This is a genomic window from Hymenobacter tibetensis (genome assembly GCF_022827545.1).
Taxonomy (GTDB): domain Bacteria; phylum Bacteroidota; class Bacteroidia; order Cytophagales; family Hymenobacteraceae; genus Hymenobacter; species Hymenobacter tibetensis.
Window position 1 is genome coordinate 5,685,054 of the sequence record NZ_CP094669.1, and the last position, 19,039, is coordinate 5,704,092.

Consider the following 19,039-nt stretch of genomic DNA (forward strand, 5'->3'; position numbering starts at 1 on the left):
GGGCTTTCTGTTTTTAGACAGTACCTGACCTGTGGTGACAAACGACGACAACCGAGGATACTAGGGTTCTACGGAGGTGCTTGTTACCTTACCGCTCCCATTCAAGTCCCAAATTCCCATGAAATCGTCCCACTTCCTGCTGCCAGCGCTGGTAGCTAGTCTGTTGGCGGCACCTGTTGCCCAAGCACATTCTAGCACTGACTTAACCAGCTCCCCAACTGCTCCGGCTAAAAAGCCCGCCGGCATCACCCGCATAGACCCAACTTTCTGGTGGGTGGGCATGAAGAACCCGAAACTCCAGTTGCTGGTGCACGGTCCCGGCATAGCCAGCAGCACGGCTAGCTTGCGCTACGAAGGTGTGACGCTGGACGGCACGCAGAAGTTGGAAAGCCCTAACTATTTGGTAGTCAACCTTACTATCAGCCCCACCGCCAAGCCGGGCCAACTGAAGCTGGAGTTTAAAGGAGCCAAGAACTTCAGTTACAGCTACGAGCTGAAAGCCCGCTCCACGCCCGGCGACAAAACGCAAGTGCAGGGCCTTAGCACGCAGGATTTCATCTATTTCCTGATGCCAGACCGGTTCTCGAACGGCGACCCCAAAAACGACTACATCAAAGGCATGAAGGCGCCCGCCGCGGCCCGCGACTCGATGTACAGCCGCCACGGCGGCGACCTGAAAGGCATTGTCAATCACTTCGACTACTTCAAAACGCTCGGCGCAACGGCCTTGTGGCTCACGCCCATCGTGGAAAACGACCAGCCCAAGGCCAGCTACCACGGCTACGCCCTCACCGACTACTACACCGTGGACCGCCGCTACGGCACCAACGAAGAGTACCGAACCTTTGTGCGCAACGCCCACCAAAACGGCCTGAAAGTGGTGCAAGACGTGGTGCTCAACCACATGGGCTCGGAGAGCTACCTGTTCCGCGACCAGCCCGCCAAAGATTGGTTTCACCAGTGGCCCACCTTCACGCGCAGCTCCTTCCGCGACGCGGCCTTCAACGACCCGCACGGCTCCCAATACGACCGGAAGCTGTTCGGCGAAGGCTGGTTTGACACCACCATGCCCGACCTCAACCAGAGCAATCCGCTGGTGGCCACCTACGTCATCCAGAACAACCTGTGGTGGGTGGAAAACACGGGCATCGACGCCTACCGCATCGACACCTACTCTTACTCCGACCGCAACTTCCTGATGCAGTGGGGCCAAGCGTTGCTAGATGAGTATCCGCAGCTCGGCATGTTCGGCGAAACGTGGGTGCAGGGGACGGCGCAGCAGGCCTACTTCGCCCGCAACATCCTGCCATCTACCGACGGGTTCAAGAGCAACCTGCCCGGCGTCACCGACTTTCAGCTGCAATACGCTATCAACGAGGCGCTGACCAAGGACGCTGGCTGGACGGAGGGCATCAGCAAGCTCTACTACACCCTGCATGACGACTGGCTTTATGAAAATCCCATGCGCAACGTGGTCTTCCTCGACAACCACGACATGAGCCGCTTCTACTCGGTGATAGGGGAGGACTTCGCCAAGTACAAGATGGGGCTGGCGTGGCTGCTCACCACCCGCGGCATCCCGCAGCTTTACTACGGTACGGAGGTGCTGATGAAGAACTTCTCGAACCCCGACGGCAAAGTGCGCGAGGACTTCCCCGGCGGCTTTCCCGGCGACAAAAAGAACCTGTTCACGTCGCGCTCCGGCCAGGAAGCTGAGGCGTTTGACTACGTGAGCAAGCTGGCCAACTACCGCCGCACGCACGAGTTTTTGCACGCTGGCAAGCTCATGCAGTTCATCCCCGACCAAGGCGTGTACACCTACTTCCGCTACTCCGATGTGGGTACGGTGATGGTGATGATGAACTCCAACAAAGAAGAGAAAACCGTGGACATGGCGCGGTTTGCGGAACGACTCAACGGGTTTTCCTCGGGTGTAGAAGTGACCACAGGGGCAGCCATTGCAGATTTGAAAACCGTAAAGATTCCGGGGCGGACGGCGTGGGTGGTGGAGTTAAAGAAATAGCGCTTTATTTATAGTGGTTTCACGACTCTTAGTGGCAGAAGGCGTTGATGCTCCCTGTTTGCCAGAACCGTGTAAGCCTTCTGCCTAACCGTGTGCGCTAACTGTGAGCCCGCACAAATGCTCGCAGCCACGCAAACTTCTGCCCCCCGCCCCGTATGAAGAAACTTGTCTTGCCGGCAATGCTTGCGTTGGCCGCTTTTACTTTTCCACTTTCGCGTATAGCTCAGCCCGTGTCCGATACTGTCTTCCTTGCGGATCCCAACACCACCGAAGAGGTTCCTCAGGACCACAAACTGGTCGTCTATCAGTTGATGACCCGCTTGTTTGGCAACAAAACCACTGTCAACAAACCCTACGGTACCGTGCAGGAAAACGGCACCGGCAAGTTCAACGACATCACCGACAAGGCGCTCCAGGAAATCAAAAAAATGGGGGTCTCGCACGTGTGGTACACCGGCGTGATTGAGCACGCCACCATGACCGACTACACCGCGCAGGGCGGCCCCGGCCCCGACGATGCCGACATCGTGAAAGGCCGCGCCGGCTCGCCCTACGCCATCAAGGACTACTACGACGTGGCCCCCGACTTGGCCGTGAACGTGAAAACCCGGATGACCGAGTACGAAGCCCTCATCAAGCGCACCCACGCCAACGGCCTACAGGTGCTTATGGACTTCATCCCCAACCACGTAGCCCGCAGTTATAAGTCGGATGCCAAGCCGGCCGGCGTCATCGACCTCGGTGCCCAAGACGATAAGACCAAGGCTTTCGCGCCCAACAACAACTTCTACTACCTGCCCGGCCAAAGCTTGGTGGTACCCAAAGAAGGCAACCCGCTCGGCCCGGCCCTCGGCCCGCGTGAGGACGGCAAATTTGCTGAAACGCCCGCCAAAGCCACTGGTAATGATGTGTTTTCGGCCACGCCGAGCGTGAACGACTGGTACGAGACGGTGAAGCTTAACTATGGTGTCGATTACCAAAACAACCGCAAAACCTACTTCGAGCCGATACCGGACACCTGGAAGAAGATGCGCGACATTCTGCTGTTTTGGGCCAAGAAAGACGTGGACGGCTTTCGCTGCGACATGGCCGAAATGGTGCCCGTCGAGTTTTGGGCGTGGGTGATTCCGGAGGTGAAAAAGGTGAAGCCCGACATCGTGTTCATTGCCGAAGCCTACAACCCCAAGGAGTACCAGACCTACTTCGAGAAAGGCAAGTTCGATTTCCTCTACGACAAAGTGGGCCTCTACGACGCCCTGCGCCGCTTGATGACGGGGGGCGGCAACACCGAGGAAATCACGAAAGTGTGGCGCGAGGAAAGCCGCGGCTACTCGTCCCGGATGTTGCGCTTCCTTGAAAACCACGACGAGCAACGCATTGCCTCCAAGGACTTTGCCACCGACCCGCGCACCGCTATTCCGGCTATGGTCGTCACGGCTACGTTGGGCTCGGGCCCGGTGATGCTGTACTCGGGGCAGGAGGTGGCCGAGCCAGCGCTGAAGTCAGAGGGCTTCTCTAGCGAGGACGGCCGCACCACCATCTTCGATTATTGGGGCGTGCCGGAGCACCAGAAATGGATGAACGGCGGCAAGTTCGATGGTGGCCAACTCTCGGAAAGCCAGAAGCAGCTCCGCGACTTTTATTGCCGCTTGCTCAACCTGAGTAGCACCAGCGAAGCCATCCGCAAGGGCAAGTTCTACGAGCTACAAGATGCCAACAACCTCGGCAAAGACTACGACCAGAAGCACGTCTACAGCTACCTACGCTACACCGACAACCAGCGCCTGCTCATCGTAGTCAACTTCAGCCGCGACAAAACCTCGAAGCCGACCATCCAAATCCCGCGGGAGGTGCGCCAGCGCATGGGCCTCAACCCCGACCAGTTCTGCACCTACACCGACCTGCTCAACAACACGCCACCCACTGAATACCTAACGCTCAACCTGCCCCCGCTGAGCGCCTACGTGTTCGAAATCAAGCCGAAAGGCAACTAGACCAGGGTCAAGAACAAAAAGAGAACGTCATGCTGAGCGAAGCCGAAGCATCTCGCTAGGGTGGTAAACCCCAACGCTTGCCTAACGATTCGAGCGAGATGCTTCGACTACGCCTCCGGCTTCGCTCAGCATGACGATGTACCATTGAAGTACCTGCATGCCAGAGCTTCCACTTTGCCTGCCGCTCTGTTCAGCATGACGTTCTTTTGCTATCTTACTCGTTGTCCCCTTCACCGCATCCCCACCTAAAATTCCCACACCTTATGGCAACCGGCGTAGCGGCGGCTCCTAGCAGCACCCGCACAAAACCTCGTTTGAGCTTCTGGCAAATCTGGAACATGAGCTTCGGTTTCATGGGCATTCAGTTCGGGTTTGCTCTCCAGAATGCCAACACCAGCCGCATCTTCTCGAACCTCGGCGCCAACCCCGACGACATTCCGATTCTGTGGGTGGCGGCCCCGCTGACGGGGTTGTTGGTGCAGCCCGTCATCGGCTATATGTCGGACCGCACGTGGAGCCCTCGTTGGGGGCGGCGGCGGCCGTTCTTTTTGGTGGGCGCCATCTTAGCGTCGATAGCTATGCTGATTATGCCCAACTCGCCCACGCTGTGGATTGCGGGTGGCATGCTCTGGATCATGGATGCCAGCATCAACATCAGCATGGAACCGTTCCGGGCGTTTGTCGGCGACAAGCTGCCGAACGAGCAGTATACCAGCGGCTTCGCTATGCAGTCGTTTTTTATTGGGGTTGGGGCCGTGGTGGCGTCGTTGCTGCCTACGCTGCTCACCAAATTTGGGGTAGCCAATGAAGCCGCTGCCGGCATTGTGCCCAACTCGGTGAAGTACGCTTACTACCTCGGCGCGGCGGCATTTTTTCTGTGCGTGCTCTACACCGTGCTAACCTCAACCGAGTACCCACCCGAAGACATGGAGGCGTTCGAGCGGGAGAAAAGTTCGGTTACGTTCATGCAGGGCGTCAAGGAAACCTTCTCGGGCGCTTTGCACATGCCGAAGGTGATGAAGCAGCTGGCAGTGGTGCAGTTTTTCACGTGGTTTGGCCTGTTTTGCATGTGGATTTTCACCACGCTGGCCGTTACCAAGCACCTTTATGGCACCACCGATTCTAAGTCGGCGGCCTTCAACGAGGGCGCCAATTTTGTGGGTGAGGCCTTTGCCATGTACAGTGGAATATCGGCTGTATTTAGCTTGCTGCTGCCTTGGGTTGCTCGCAAACTGAGCCGCAAACTAACTCATATGGTTTGCTTAACGGCTGGTGGTCTTGGTCTTATGTCAGTGGCCTTTATCACTGAGCCCTGGATGCTGCTCGTATCGATGGTGGGCGTGGGCATCGCCTGGACTTCCATCTTGTCGGTGCCGTATGCTATGCTGGCCGGCTCGATTCCGGCGCACAAAATGGGCCACTTTATGGGGGTTTTCAACGCCTTTATTGTGCTGCCGCAGGTATGCGCTTCGTTGGGCTTGCCAGCTATCATGAAACAGTTCCCGAGTCTCGACCCACTGAATGTGGTGGTATTGGGCGGAGTGCTGATGGTTATAGCCGGCATATTCACGCTGCGCGTCGACGACAACGAGAAAGTGGCGTTGCCGCTTGCCGACGACCAGCCCATCAACCCCGGATACGACCCCGGTGCTATTCCCGACACAAGAGTTTGACTTTCTCTCCTGCACTTCTCGCCCCGACTGCTTCTGCGGTCGGGGTTTTTTGTTGTGCTTGGGCTTGCCGATGTGCTTGAAATACTGCGTGTTTATACGGACAGCGCAAGCAGTAAAATACGCATTTACCTCACAACGCATTAGCAGCTACGCGCCGTACACCCTAAGCAAACCAGGGCTGCACCTTCTCTCCTGCTTCGAACGGTGCGACCTATTCCCCCATATAGCCGCCTATGTTGCTCTCGATTATCTTTTTGGGCTTGTTTTTCGGGCTCTTTATTGTGTTTTTGGTGCTGCTGCTGCTCGCCAAACCGGCCCCGGCCGGTACCAAAGCCCGGCCCCGAGTAAGCATTCTGATTGCGGCGCGCAACGAAGAAGCGACTATCGAGCGGTGCCTTACTTCCCTAACCCGCCTCAATTACCCGTCGGAGCTGATGGAAATTCTGATTGCCGATGATGCGTCTACCGACAACACGGCGGCCGTTGTGGCGCACTTCATCAAAGACAAGCCGCAGTTCCAGCTGCTGAGCGTGCGGCACCGCTTGGGCACGGCTCGCGGCAAAAGCAACGCCTTGGCTCACCTCTGCCGCGCCGCCACCACCGACTACTTTCTGCTCACCGACGCCGACATGGCCCTTGCGCCCGAATGGGTGGAAACCATGCTGGCCGCCACCGAAACCAACAACGTGGGCGTCGTAACGGGCATTACCACCGCCAATAGCACCGTGTTTGGCCGCCTCCAGGGCCTCGACTGGCTGTTTGGCCTCAACGTCATTCGGTTGCTGTCTGACACTGGCGTGCCAGTTACATCGGTTGGCAACAACATGCTTGTTACGCGGGCAGCCTACGAGTCCATTGGCGGCTACGAGGCGTTGGCTTTTAGCATCACGGAAGACTTGCAACTCTTCTCCAAGATTGTCGCGCAAGGTTGGGGCTTCCGCAACCTCTGCGACCCACGCATACTAGGCGTAACGGTGCCGCAACCTACTATGCGCCATCTGCTTTGGCAGCGTAAGCGTTGGATGAAAGGCGCTGTCCGGCTCCCTAGCCAACTTTCGTTGCTGTTTGGAACCTACGGCATCTTCTACCCCTTTTTGTTTTGGCCTGGTTTGCACACTCCCCTATTTATGCTTGGGGTATACGCCGCTAAGATTCTGTGTCAGACGCTGTTTCTGGCCATCACGCTCCGGCAAGTAGGCCGCCGCGAATCGTTGGGGCTGCTGTTACTTTACGAGCCCTACCTCTGCGTTATGTCGCTGGCTGTTATTGGCTACACTCTTTGGCCCGGCTATATCCAATGGAAGCAGCGCCGCTATCAGTGGGCCGAAGGTTGAGTTGCCTATTGTAGATAGTCACAAAAAAGAAGCCCTGGCGCATATTGCCAGGGCTTCTTTTTTATGACTCACTGAAAGTAGCTAGATCATATACGACTGTCAGCCACTGCTATCAATTTCTATTTGCTAGCTAGGCTTTTCTCGCGGGTAGCCTTGAACTCAGAGCCGGGCTTCCACTTGGGGAACGTGCTTTCTTCGGCGAGGCGCTGACCAATGCGGAAGAGCAAGCGTGCATCCTGCTCCATGCCGCGCAGGTCCCACTTGGGGTCGTATTCGTCGGAGGGCTGGTGGTAGTTTTTGGCGGTGTAGGCTTGCATCTGTTGGGCGGCGTACTCTTTGCCGCGGGCGCGACTGTCGAAGGCACCTTTGGCATCAAGAGCAGGCACGCCCACGAAGGCAAAGCTGAAGTGGTCGGAGCGGTAGAAGCTGCCTTTTTCGGGGTGCTGGTCGGGTAGGATGTAGCGGTTCTGCTCTTTGGCCGCGTCGCGGGCATAGTCGTCTAGCTCCGATTGGCCGAAGCCGATAACTGTTAGGTCGCGCATGGGACCGAAGGCTGCTAGAGCGTCCATGTTCAAATCAGCCACCGTTTTCTTGAGTGGGAACACGGGGTGAGCAGCATAGTAAGCCGAGCCTAGGAGGCCTTGCTCTTCACCAGTCACGGCCAGAAACACGATGCTCCGGCCGGGCGCTTTAGGCAATTGCGTGTACGCTTTGGCAATGTTCAACAGCGCAGCGCAACCGCTGGCGTTATCCACAGCACCGTTGTGGATGGAGTCGCCGTTGATGGCCGCCCCGATGCCGAGGTGGTCCCAATGCGCGGAGTAGATAATGTATTCGTCGGCGCGGGTGGAGCCGGGCAGCACGGCCAGTACGTTTTTGGAGGCGGTGCGGCGCAGCTTGTTTTTCACGCTCGTGCTCATGGTCAGGCCACCGAGCGGGCGAGCCTTGAAGCCAGGCTTGTTGGCCGCGGCATAGGCTTCTTCGTATGATTGGCCGGCGGCCGTAAACATCTTCTTCGCGGCATCCAACGTCATCCAACCTTCAATCACGCACTTGCTGGCGCCTTTGTCGGCGCGCTGCGGCCGGAGTTTGGCCCCGGAGTAGCTGCTTTGCACCACCGACCACGGATAGGCGGCTGGCTCAGTGTCGTGCACGATAATTAGGCCGGCAGCGCCTTGGCGGGCGGCTTCCTCGTATTTGTAAGTCCAGCGGCCGTAGTAGGTCATGGCCCTGCCCTTGAAAAGGGTGGTGTCGTTGCCGGCGTTACCGGGGTCGTTGACGAGTACCACCACGGTTTTGCCTTTCACGTCGAGGCCAGCGTAGTCGTTCCACTTGTATTCGGGAGCTACCACTCCGTAGCCGGCAAACACCATTTCCGAGTTTTGCAGCGCTACGGCAGGCTTCTCCTGCTCCGTGAAAGCCACATAATCGATTTTGTAGTTGAGCGTGATGGGGCCGCCTTTGCCGCCACTTATTTGCATAGTGGGGGCCGGCTGGCCCGTAATTTCCACCAAGGGCACGTTTTGGAAGTAGGTACCATCGGGGCCGGGCTTCAAGCCAAGCTTCCGAAATTGGTCGGTGAGGTAGGCTACGGTTTTCTCTTCGCCCACCGTGAACGGCTTGCGCCCCTGAAACTCATCGGAGGCCAATATTTTAGTTTGCTCACCGATGTACGCCGCCGTAATCCCATCGGGCGGCGAAACAATAGTGGTATCGGTAGGAGCGGCGGCCGTGCCCCCAGCTTCCGACGACGAAGTGGACTTGCTCTGGCAGCCGGCTAGTGCCGCGAGTACCAGCAGATAGGAAACAGAAATGCGCATACGACAGAGTAGGTGGAGAAATAGGCAACAAAAGTTGCCCGCACCCCAAGGTGTCGAAAATGTCGCAAATGATAGAAACGGAACTGCCTCTGCCTCGCAGTAATGCTGCGCTAACTACTTGAACAGCAAACGCCGTAGTTGCCGACAGGGCCTGGCAATCTACTTATGAGCGGCTTTGCAACCACTCCTGCGCGGCTTGCTCTTCCGTGAAAACCCGCATGGCCATGCTGTCGGACACCGAATCAGTGGCCATTTCTTCGGCCAAACGCTGGCTTAGCGTCTCGGCGTGGTAGGGCAACACGAGGTAGGCGAGGCAAGGCCGAACGCCGGGGAGTGCGCTAGTTAGCTGCTCGCGGAAAGAAGTAACCACCCAACGAAAATCGATAGGGTCGGCTAAGCCGCGGCTGCGTAGGTCAACCAGCCAGCGGCCTACCTTCTCGCGCTGCGCTAGTTCGAGGGCTGCTTGATACCCACTCCGGTGCTCTTGTGAGGTAGCCGGGCGAGTCCAACGTAAAAACACCTGGCCCAGGTCGGGGCGGTGAGAAAGGTGCAGATATTCGAGGTTGGTTACAAGCATGACAGCAGCAAAAGCCGGTAAATATAAGTGCCAATTCTAGTAGTCAACCTATACTCACTTTATGAATTTGTAATGAAGTGCCCGTTTTCTTAACAAGTTTCAGAGCAAGTAACCCGACTCACCTTATAAGTTGCATCAATTTGACATAAAAAGCGGTTGTTGGAATCAATTTTTGTGTGTGGTTTGTACTAACCTCATGCGTCCGTGTCTGATAAGATCCGTCTATTGGGTGTTTATCGTCACAACACAGTTTTTCCTTTTTTATATACCATATGACCTTGAAATCGATTTGGCTGCTAAGTCTGGGTATGGCATTGGCTTTGCCGCCTGCTACGGCGCAGCAGAAGCCCGTTAGCAAGCCTGCCACTGCTAGTACGGGCGGTACTCGTCTGGTGGAGAAAGTGACCCGCAAAGGCAACGAACTGATGATTCCATACGAGAAGTATGTATTGCCGAACGGCCTGACGTTGCTGATCCATGAAGACCATTCCGATCCGCTGACCCACGTTGATGTAACCTACCACGTAGGATCAGCGCGCGAGCAAATCGGCAAATCGGGATTTGCGCACTTCTTCGAGCATATGATGTTCCAGGGTTCCGACCACGTCGGCGATGAGCAGCATTTCAAGCTTGTGTCGTCGGCCGGCGGTACCCTCAACGGCTCCACCAACCGCGACCGAACCAACTATTACGAAACCATCCCGAACAATCAGCTGGAAACGGCGCTGTGGTTGGAAGCCGACCGGATGGGTTTCTTGCTGGATGCTGTAACACAGCAAAAGTTTGAAGTGCAGCGTTCGACCGTGAAAAACGAGCGGGGCCAGAACTACGATAATCGTCCGTACGGGCTAGCCAGCGAGAACATTGCCAAGACGCTCTACCCGTATGGCCACCCCTACAGTTGGCTAACCATCGGCTACCTCGAAGATTTGGATCGATCGGACGTCAACGACCTGAAAAACTTCTTCTTGCGCTGGTATGGCCCCAACAATGCCACCATTACGGTAGGCGGCGACGTGAAGCCCGCCGAAGTAGTGAAGATGGTGGAAAAGTATTTCGGCCCCATCAACCGCGGCCCTGCCGTGCAGAATATGAAGCTGCCCGAGCCGGTGCTTTCCGCCGACCGGTACGTGAGCTACGAAGACAATGTGCGCTTCCCAATGCTGCAAATGGTATTCCCGACCGTGCCGCAGTACCACCCCGATGAAGTGGCCATTGATGCGCTGGCAGAGATAATTGGGGGTGGCAAAACGTCGTTGCTCTACAAAAACCTCATTAAAACCCAGAAGGCGGTACAAGCGCAAGCGTATCATCCTACCACCGAGCTGGCTGGCGAGTTTACCATCACCAGCAGAAGCTTGCCAGGGAAAGGCCTCGACAGCACGGAAGTGTTGGTGCGTCGTACGTTAGCTGAGTTCGAGCGCATCGGCGTAACCGACGACGATATAGCTCGCTTTAAGGCTAGCCGCGAAACCGACCTCATCAACGGCCTAAGTAGTGTGAGCGGCAAGGTCAGCCAGCTGGCGGCATTCCAGACGTTTTCGGGCAACCCTAACCGCCTGCCTCTGGAGCTGCAAAAAGTGCGCAGCCTCACCAAAGCCGACGTGCTACGCGTTTACAACAAGTACATCAAAGGCAAGCACGCCATTGTTCTGAGTGTAGTGCCGAAGGGTGCCGGCAACTTGGTAGCCAAAACCAGCAACTTCACGGTGAGCAAGGAAGGCTATAAGGCGCCGCAAGACGAATACTCAGGCTTGACGTATGCCAAAGCAACCGACAGCTTCGACCGGAGCCAGCAGCCCAAAAGTGGCGCCAACCCCGTAGTGCAGGTACCGACCGTGTGGCGCGAAGATTTTGAAAACGGGTTGCGCGTGATGGGTAGCCGCAACACCGAAATTCCAACCGTGACCATGTTGCTGACTTTGCGCGGCGGCCACCGTTTGGAGCAAGCCAACCCCAACAAGGCAGGACTTGCCTCTCTCACGGCAGCTATGCTCAACGAGGGCACCCAGAAATACACTGGCGAGCAGTTCTCCGCAGCCTTGGACCGGTTAGGCAGCACTATTCAGGTGTATGGCGGCGAGGAGAACACGCAAGTGGTGGTGAGCAGCCTTACCAAAAACCTGCCCGCTACGCTAACCTTGTTGGAGGAGGCACTGCTGCACCCACGCTTCGATCAAGCAGATTTTGACCGGGTGAAAAAGCAAACGCTGGAAGGCATTGCCAACCAAAACACCCAGCCCGTGGTCATTGCCAACAAAACGTACACGCGTCTGCTCTACGGCCTCACCGACATCATGAGTGTGCCCGTATCAGGCACTAGCACCACCGTTCAAAGCCTGACGCTCGACGACGTAAAGAAATTTTACGCCGAAAACTATGCGCCCAACGTGAGTTACCTCACCCTAGTAGGCGACGTAGACCAGAAGACAGTGGTACCGCGCATGGCCTTCCTGAAAACGTGGGCTCGCAAGAACGTGACGCTGCCCGCTGGCAACCGTGTCGTGCAGCCCGACAAAACGCGCATTTACTTCGTCAATAAAGATGGCGCTGCGCAGTCGGAAATTCGGGTGGGCTATCTAACTGACCTACCCTATGATGCCACCGGCAATTACTACCGCGCATATCTGGCCAACTACATCCTGGGCGGCGCTTTCAACTCCCGCATCAATCTGAATTTGCGCGAAGACAAAGGCTACACCTATGGCGCCCGCTCTGGCTTCCAGAGTTCCCGCTACGTAGGTCCCTTCACGGCGCAGGCCGGCGTTCGGGCCGATGCTACGGCGGCTTCAGTGAAGGAGTTCATGAATGAAATCAAGAACTACCGCACCGGCGCCACCGACGAAGAGCTACAGTTCCTGCAAGCGTCGGTGGGTCAGCAAGATGCCCTTCGCTACGAAACCGGCCAGCAGAAAGCCGCCTTCCTTGGCCGCCTGCTCGAGTACGACCTGCCCAACGATTATGTGCGGCAGCAAAGCGAAATCTTGAAGAACCTGAAGCGCGAAGACCTGCAAGCCAGTGCCCAGAAATACCTACCAGCCGACAACATGTACGTGGTAGTAGTAGGCGACCGGGCCAAGGCTTTCCCAGGCTTAAGCGAGCTTGGCTATGAAGTGGTAGAACTAGATTTGGAAGGCACCCCCGTTACGGCTCCTGCGCCCGCAACAGCCCCTTCTGCCGCCACCCCAACTCCTGAGGCGGCTACTGCCGAAAAGATGAAGATGGTAACCAAGGACAGTAAAGGCAAAAAGGAAAAGCGTAAGCAGAAAACTAACGAAGATGGCACTGCTGGCAAAGGCAAATAATTGCTGACAATCACTTTTCAATGCAAAGCCTGGTTCGGAAACGAACTGGGCTTTTTTGTGCACTACACAGCCTTCAGCCAGCATCGGAATTCTATAATGCTCCACCAAAAGACAAACAAAAAGCCCGCTAGCAATACCAGCGGGCTTTCTACGATAAGGCAGATCTACTACTTAGTTCAGAACAGCCGTCTGAGACTTCAAAATCTGACGAGCAACGGCTAGGTTGGTGTCGCGGGAGTTAACGGCCAAGTAGATGAACTTGTCACCTTTAGGCGACAACTTGATAACGTGCAGTTGGTCGGTTAGCGTGAGCAGGATGTCCTGTACAGTCTGGTTCAACTTAAGGGCTTGTACAGCCTTCAGTTTCTGCTTTACCACTTCCGTGTTGTAAGCAGCAGCAGTTTCAATATCGAAATCAGATAGGTTGGAGTGCGATGCCAGGGGCATACCAGTTTCGGTTTCTACAACAGCAACGGCTAGCAGAGTAGGCAGTTCGTTTAGGATTTCTTTTACGGCTTGTTTAGCGGATGACATAACTGAAAATTTAAAATGAGAAGTGAAGTGAAATTTTAATCTAGAGTTTAGCGGTATGGCGCCGAAGAATTTCGGAAGCCATACCTAAGTTGGTATCGGCGAAGCGGACCGCTAGAAAACAGTAACACGAACTATTCGGCAAGGGCCGTACTATATGCAATTGATCTTCCGTGAGCAGCACCATTTCCGAGAGGGGCCCACCCGGAATTTGCTTGGCAGCGAGAGCCGCATCGGTAGCACGAAGCAACTTCGCATACCGCAAGCTGATTTGGTTCGGGTTGAGGGCCGCCGCCGTTGTGTAGGAGGCTAGTACTCGGCCGGAAGGGACGTCCACCAGGCAAGTCAGGAGTAACTCCGGCAGTTCGTTGAGCAACTGCTCGATAACCGTTCGGGCTACTCGGCCAGCATCATCGGCTGTACCAACCGTGATTTTGCGTATGCTGGGCCTGTTGAGAAACGGAAATTGCATATAGAATAGAAATACTGAATAACTGGTACGCTAGCTTGCTAGTGGCCTATTAAAAAATCCACCAGCGCTTTTTCTTCGCTGTTTCGCGGGGCAACAAGGTCACGTTTTGTGCGCCCCGGCCTTTGATTTGAACTTCTTCCTCTTCGTAGCCGGCGTAGGCAAATTGCACCAGTGGAGCTTGGCCAGCCAGAACAGGCAGGGAGTAGTTACCAGCAGCATCGGTGCTCACGCCCCGGCCACTAACCTTGTTGATAACAGTTGCACCAATCAGGGGCTTGCCGTTCTCATCGAGGATGCGGCCGCGTACCATTGTCATGCGCATGGCAGAAGCAGAAGCAGCTGCTTCGGCGCTTACGCTAGCAGATAATTCAGCCGGCATCTCTGTAGGCATGATATCGGTTGGCGTGCTGTCAGTAGGCAAGCTGGTGCCTGCAAATACGGCTCCTCCTAGTAGGGCGCTACCAGCCACCAGGGACGTAGCGCGACGACGGAAACGCTGTGGCTCAGTACGGATCAACTCGAACTGCCGCGCCACCCAGCCCATCGGCTTTACGCTGTGGCCTAGCTGGTTGAGTTCGTAGTAACGGCGCAGAGTAGCATCGCCGTAACGAGAGTTGGCTTTCAAGTAAGCGTCGACAGCATCTGTGTTTTTGCTGGTAAGGTCTCCGCGCAAGTAGGCATCCCGATACGTGGGTAATAACTCGCCAGTGACGGGGTGAAAGGGGTGTGCACTTAGTTTCATAATGTTGCTATAATAAGTCGGTGTGTTACTCGGTGTGTGATACAAATGTATAGGATGAAAATGCGTCAACTTGCACATAAACAACAGATTCATACTTCTCATAAGCCCGTTTCCCTTAGATGAATACTGGTTTACGCACTTCAAACACCTGTAAAAGCACGATAGATATAGTCATATTGAAGCAAATTAATACAATGATAATTTTGAAAAATACTTTTAAATATACAATTCTGCTGGCTCAATTAAAGAATACTAATCCCAATATGGGAAACAACGAAGCTCAAGTGTAATGACTATCAGCTGTCTATTCAAACATATATCACAAGGATATCCTATACGACACTCATAGGCAATAATATAAACTAATCAATAAATATATTAACTATATCAATTATAGAAGCAGTAATCGGCTGCATTTGTATTAGCGACACTTAACCACTCGCTTGTTTTTTAGGAATCTACGGTATTCTGCAATACCGAAACAGCATACACTATTAGTCATTACCAATATGGGAAACTCATGGTCATCTGACTTGCTGCTTTATACTAATAGAAACGATGTGTAACGGAGCCTTATGGCTTGCTCGCTTATAGCTCCTCGGCTTGTGCGGCACAGTTCATTGGGTGCTTGCATGGCTGTCGGCTGCGCGCGCAGCTTCATTATAAACTGCCATGCCTATCAGCTATGCTAGTTTGTGGACGCACACTACCGTCGCAAGAGATAGGCAGTGAAAGGCCTTAGGTATCAAAATACGCTTAGCGTCGTTTCCGGACTACCATCCCTTTTCCGCTGTTATGCTTTGAAACTCGTTTAAAAGGCACAGGCACCTCAACTTCATCCACAAGTTGCCGAAGCCGTGGCGGAACTGCGCTAGCCTCCTGCATTTGCCGCGCATCAATCAACAACTGATAACCGGTTCAACAGCCTCGAACCCCGCGTTCATGAATCAGCTGCGGAAGAACTGGTTTATCACCGAAATACGTTTTATAAATTAGCTACCAGTGAAGACGGCGGAACCGGCTGGGGGCAAACCCGGTTCTATCGGCAGGGGTGTGCAGCCCGTACGCTTATTATGTATCTTTCCCAGGCTGTTAATGGCCTTTGGATATCTTATGCCTGTGCCTCAAGAATCAATTTCTACCTCCTCGGCTCTGCAGGAAGTGCTGGCCCGCCTGGAAGCCTTTAAGCGCAAGTTCTACTTGTCGCTGCTCGTGCGTGGTGCGCTGGTAGCGGGGGCCTTGCTGCTCAGTTTGTTTCTGGTTCTCAACACCCTGGAATACTTCCTCTATCTGCCCACATGGGTGCGGGGTGGGCTACTGTTTGGCTTTCTGGGCTTGGCTATCTACGCCTTTATGCGCTGGATTTGGCAGCCGCTGGCTGCCCTTACCAACCTCCGCCGCCTGCTTTCTGACGAGCAAGCGGCGCAGCGGGTTGGCGAGTTGTTCCCGGACATTCAAGACAAATTGCTTAACGCATTACAGCTTCAAGATAAAGCCCAAGGCAACGCGCTGATTGCGGCTAGCTTAGAGCAGCGGGCCAGCCAGTTGGCAGGGTTTCAGTTTGAGAGCGGCATTGATATTCAGAAACAAACCCGGCCGCTTTGGAAATACGTGGCCATTCCGGCTGCTGTTATTATGGTGGTGTTGCTGGTGTATCCGGCGCTGTTTGTGCAGGGTACGGAGCGGCTGTTAAACTACCGGCAGAAGTATGCGCCCCCCGCTCCATTTCAGTTTGTGGTCGAGAACAAAGACCTAACAGCTTTCCAAGGCGAGGATTTCAAGCTGGCTGTGCGCGTAGAAGGAGAGGTGCTGCCCAACGAAATCAGCATTGTGTACGGGGGGCGGGAACGGCGCCTGACCAAAGACCGGGGCAACCATTTCAGCTACCAGTTCCAGCAGCTACAGCGCGATGTGCAGTTCCAGCTTAGTGCCGCCAACTTCACCTCCAACGAGTACGACTTAACCTTACGCCAGCGCCCCAACCTACGCGACTTCTCGGTGCAAGTCACGTACCCCGCTTACATCGGCAAGCCAGCCGAAACCATCCGCAACACGGGCAACCTTACGGTGCCGGAAGGCAGCACAGTTCGTTGGCAGTTCGCCACCCAGGCCACCGACCAACTACAGCTGCTTTTCAAAAGCCCCGACGAAACCGTAACGGCTCAGGAAGCCGGTGAAGACTTTACGGCTTCGCGCAAGGTGATGCGCACCCAGAACTACGCGGTGCGCCTGCAAAACCCGGCCAGCCTCAACCGCGACCCTATCGAGTACCAGCTTACTGCTATTCCTGATCAAATTCCGGAAATTACGCTGGAAAGCTTCTCCGATACCACTTCTCTGCGCTACCTCGCGCTCGGCGGCTCGGTGCGCGACGACTACGGCCTCTCACGGCTGCAGCTACACTACCGCATCACGAGTAAAGGCCGGCCCAATGCTTCCTTCCAAGCGCGGGCGCTGCCGCTCACCGGCAACACCGCTCAAACCTATGCCTACCAATGGGATTTGCGCCCCTTGAAAATGCAGCCCGGCGACCGGCTCGAATACTTCGTGCAAGTGTGGGACAACGACGGGGTGCACGGCCCCAAATCGGCGAAGACGCGGGCGGCCGAGTTTCGCTTGCCGAGCCGTCAGGAGCTGCGTGAGCAGTTGAATTCGCAGTCGGAATCGGTGCAGAGTCAGCTCAGCAAATCGGCCGAGCAAAGCAAGAAGCTGGAGCGCGAACTAGCCAAAAGCCAAGATAAGCTCAAGACCAAACGCGAGCTAAACTTCCAAGACAAGAAGCAGCTTCAGGACATGCTCCAGCAAAAGCAGCAGATGGATCAGCAGATGGCGGACATGAAAAAGATGTTCGACGAGCTTACCCAGAAGCAGGACGAACTGGACCCTAAAAGCCAGGAGCTAGCCGAGAAGGCCAAGGAGCTGCAAAAGCTGATGGAAAGCCTGCTCGATCCTGAAACCAAGAAGCTGTATGAGGAGCTGCAAAAACTGCTAGAAAAACAGCAGGACATGACCCAGCCCGACATGCAGAAGCTGATGCAACAGCTTGAAAACAAGGAAAATACCTTGCAGAAAGAGCTGGAGCGGGCCCTAGAGATGTTCAAGCAGTTGCAGTTCGAGCAGAAGCAGGAAGAAACCCTCGACAAGCTGCAGGAGCTAGCCAAAGAGCAGGAGAAGCTAGCCGAGGAAACGCAGAAAAACGACAAGGAAAACGCCGACAACAAAGAGAACAAACAGCAACAGCAGCAAAAGCAGGAAGACCTGAAGCAGCAGCAGCAGAAAAACGAGCAGCAGTTCGACGAGCTCAAGAAAGACCTGCAGGACCTGAAGAAGATGGACGACCAGCTCGGCAACGAGAACGAGGCCGACGAAATGAAACAGGACCAGCAGCAGGTGGACGAGCAGATGGAAGAAAGCGAGCAGCAGCTCTCGAAAAACCAGAACAAGAAAGCCAGCCAGAGCCAGCAGCAAGCCGCTAAAGGCATGAAGCAAATGGCTCAGAAGATGCAGCAGCAAATGAGCGAGGAAGAGCAGGATCAGCAGCAGGAAAACATCGACGACCTGCGCGACATCCTGGAAAACCTGCTCAAGCTTAGCTTCGACGAAGAGACGTTGATGAAAGACTTCCGCAAGGTTGATCAGTCTGACCCACGCTTCGTGCAGCTCGGCCAGCAGCAGCGCAAACTCAAAGACGACGCCCGGGTGGTGCAGGATTCGTTGTATTCCCTGGCCAAGCGCGCTTTCCCCATCCAAAGCTTCGTGACGCGCGAAGTGGGGGAGATGAACGGCCGCATGGACGAGAGCTTGGAGCACATTCGGCAGCGCAACGTGAGCCGCGCTACATCCAGCCAGCAGCAAGCCATGACTAGCATGAACAACTTGGCCCTGATGCTCAACTCGGCGCTACAGCAGATGCAGCAAGAGCAGCGCGAGAGCATGAGCAAACCTCAATCAGGCGACGGCAAACCCGGCAAGAGCAAGAAGAAAGGCAAGCAGGCCGGTGATGGGCAAGCAGGCCGAATGGGCAAAATGCAGGAGCAACTCAACCAGCAGATTCAGCAGTTGCAGCAGAGTGGCAAGCAGGGCCGCGCGTTGAGCGAAGACTTGGCGAAGTTGGCGGCCCAGCAGCAGATGTTGCGGCAGGCGCTCCAAGAGTTGGAAAAACAACAAAAAGGAGGGAAACCCGGCGGGAAAGACGGGAAAGGAGAGCAAGGCGGCGGTGGCACCGGCGAATTGAAAAAAATGATGGAACAAACCGAAACCGACCTCGTAAACAAACGGCTAACAGAGCAGACGGTCATGCGTCAACGCCAAATTCTGACCCGCTTGCTGGAAGCCGAGAAGTCGGCACGGGAGCGAGACCAGGACGATAAGCGTGAAGCGCAAACCGCCAAGACTCTGCCGCCCGTATTTCCACCTGCCTTCGAGCAGTACAAACGCCAGAAAGACCGCCAAACTGAACTTCTCCGTACTGTCCCTACCACACTCACGCCCTATTACCAGCGGGAAGTCAGCGAATATTTTCAGAAAATGAAATAGCGTTCCACTAAGTTTGCGCCCCGCCGTTCCTT

General features: G+C 55.3%; 11 protein-coding genes. 6 read left to right on the top strand and 5 right to left on the bottom strand.

Going from position 1 to position 19,039, the window contains the following annotated elements; all coding sequences use genetic code 11:
• Positions 1-118: 118 nt before the first annotated feature.
• From MTX78_RS22975 to MTX78_RS22990, 4 genes are all read left to right on the top strand, one after another.
• Positions 119-2,023 carry a glycoside hydrolase family 13 protein gene (locus MTX78_RS22975; protein ID WP_243798697.1) on the top strand — a complete coding sequence of 635 codons (1,905 nt, stop codon included), beginning with the start codon at positions 119-121 and terminating at the stop codon, positions 2,021-2,023.
• Positions 2,024-2,253: 230 nt separating this feature from the next.
• Positions 2,254-4,017, top strand: a complete 1,764-nt coding sequence (locus MTX78_RS22980) for an alpha-amylase family glycosyl hydrolase (RefSeq protein ID WP_317258919.1) — start codon at positions 2,254-2,256, stop codon at positions 4,015-4,017.
• 263 nt (positions 4,018-4,280) lie between these two features.
• Positions 4,281-5,690 (top strand): MFS transporter, encoded by a 1,410-nt coding sequence (locus tag MTX78_RS22985; RefSeq protein WP_243798699.1) that lies wholly within the window; start codon positions 4,281-4,283, stop codon positions 5,688-5,690.
• A gap of 233 nt (positions 5,691-5,923) precedes the next feature.
• Positions 5,924-7,024 carry a glycosyltransferase gene (locus tag MTX78_RS22990; RefSeq protein ID WP_243798701.1) on the top strand — a complete coding sequence of 367 codons (1,101 nt, stop codon included), beginning with the start codon at positions 5,924-5,926 and terminating at the stop codon, positions 7,022-7,024.
• Positions 7,025-7,143: 119 nt separating this feature from the next.
• On the opposite strand, the gene MTX78_RS22995 is transcribed toward MTX78_RS22990, so the two are convergent.
• Both MTX78_RS22995 and MTX78_RS23000 read right to left on the bottom strand, forming a co-directional pair.
• The gene (locus MTX78_RS22995) at positions 7,144-8,844 is read right to left on the bottom strand and encodes a M28 family metallopeptidase (protein WP_243798703.1); all 1,701 of its coding nucleotides are present in this window, start codon (positions 8,842-8,844) and stop codon (positions 7,144-7,146) included.
• A 163-nt stretch (positions 8,845-9,007) separates the two neighbouring features.
• The gene (locus MTX78_RS23000) at positions 9,008-9,421 is read right to left on the bottom strand and encodes a hypothetical protein (RefSeq protein WP_243798704.1); all 414 of its coding nucleotides are present in this window, start codon (positions 9,419-9,421) and stop codon (positions 9,008-9,010) included.
• A 272-nt stretch (positions 9,422-9,693) separates the two neighbouring features.
• On the opposite strand from MTX78_RS23000, the gene MTX78_RS23005 reads away from it, so the two are divergent.
• Positions 9,694-12,726 carry a M16 family metallopeptidase gene (locus MTX78_RS23005; RefSeq protein WP_243798706.1) on the top strand — a complete coding sequence of 1,011 codons (3,033 nt, stop codon included), beginning with the start codon at positions 9,694-9,696 and terminating at the stop codon, positions 12,724-12,726.
• A gap of 171 nt (positions 12,727-12,897) precedes the next feature.
• On the opposite strand, the gene MTX78_RS23010 is transcribed toward MTX78_RS23005, so the two are convergent.
• The 3 genes from MTX78_RS23010 to MTX78_RS23020 are packed head-to-tail and all read right to left on the bottom strand — an operon-like array spanning position 12,898 to position 14,471.
• Positions 12,898-13,260 carry a hypothetical protein gene (locus tag MTX78_RS23010; protein ID WP_243798707.1) on the bottom strand — a complete coding sequence of 121 codons (363 nt, stop codon included), beginning with the start codon at positions 13,258-13,260 and terminating at the stop codon, positions 12,898-12,900.
• A 40-nt stretch (positions 13,261-13,300) separates the two neighbouring features.
• Positions 13,301-13,729 carry a hypothetical protein gene (locus MTX78_RS23015; RefSeq protein ID WP_243798709.1) on the bottom strand — a complete coding sequence of 143 codons (429 nt, stop codon included), beginning with the start codon at positions 13,727-13,729 and terminating at the stop codon, positions 13,301-13,303.
• Between the two features lie 49 nt (positions 13,730-13,778).
• A complete protein-coding gene (locus tag MTX78_RS23020; RefSeq protein WP_243798711.1) occupies positions 13,779-14,471 on the bottom strand; it encodes a carboxypeptidase-like regulatory domain-containing protein in 693 nt (230 codons plus the stop codon).
• Between the two features lie 1,119 nt (positions 14,472-15,590).
• On the opposite strand from MTX78_RS23020, the gene MTX78_RS23025 reads away from it, so the two are divergent.
• Positions 15,591-19,007 carry a DUF4175 family protein gene (locus MTX78_RS23025; RefSeq protein ID WP_394805600.1) on the top strand — a complete coding sequence of 1,139 codons (3,417 nt, stop codon included), beginning with the start codon at positions 15,591-15,593 and terminating at the stop codon, positions 19,005-19,007.
• The last annotated feature ends 32 nt before the right edge of the window (positions 19,008-19,039 follow it).

Bases quoted from the DNA above. Each gene is read 5' to 3' on its own strand.
- MTX78_RS22990 (WP_243798701.1), top strand. From the start codon at position 5,924: ATGTTGCTCTCGATTATCTTTTTGGGCTTGTTTTTCGGGCTCTTTATT.
- MTX78_RS23015 (WP_243798709.1), bottom strand. From the start codon at position 13,729: ATGCAATTTCCGTTTCTCAACAGGCCCAGCATACGCAAAATCACGGTT.
- MTX78_RS23010 (WP_243798707.1), bottom strand. From the start codon at position 13,260: ATGTCATCCGCTAAACAAGCCGTAAAAGAAATCCTAAACGAACTGCCT.
- MTX78_RS22985 (WP_243798699.1), top strand. From the start codon at position 4,281: ATGGCAACCGGCGTAGCGGCGGCTCCTAGCAGCACCCGCACAAAACCT.
- MTX78_RS23020 (WP_243798711.1), bottom strand. From the start codon at position 14,471: ATGAAACTAAGTGCACACCCCTTTCACCCCGTCACTGGCGAGTTATTA.
- MTX78_RS23000 (WP_243798704.1), bottom strand. From the start codon at position 9,421: ATGCTTGTAACCAACCTCGAATATCTGCACCTTTCTCACCGCCCCGAC.
- MTX78_RS22975 (WP_243798697.1), top strand. From the start codon at position 119: ATGAAATCGTCCCACTTCCTGCTGCCAGCGCTGGTAGCTAGTCTGTTG.
- MTX78_RS22995 (WP_243798703.1), bottom strand. From the start codon at position 8,844: ATGCGCATTTCTGTTTCCTATCTGCTGGTACTCGCGGCACTAGCCGGC.
- MTX78_RS23005 (WP_243798706.1), top strand. From the start codon at position 9,694: ATGACCTTGAAATCGATTTGGCTGCTAAGTCTGGGTATGGCATTGGCT.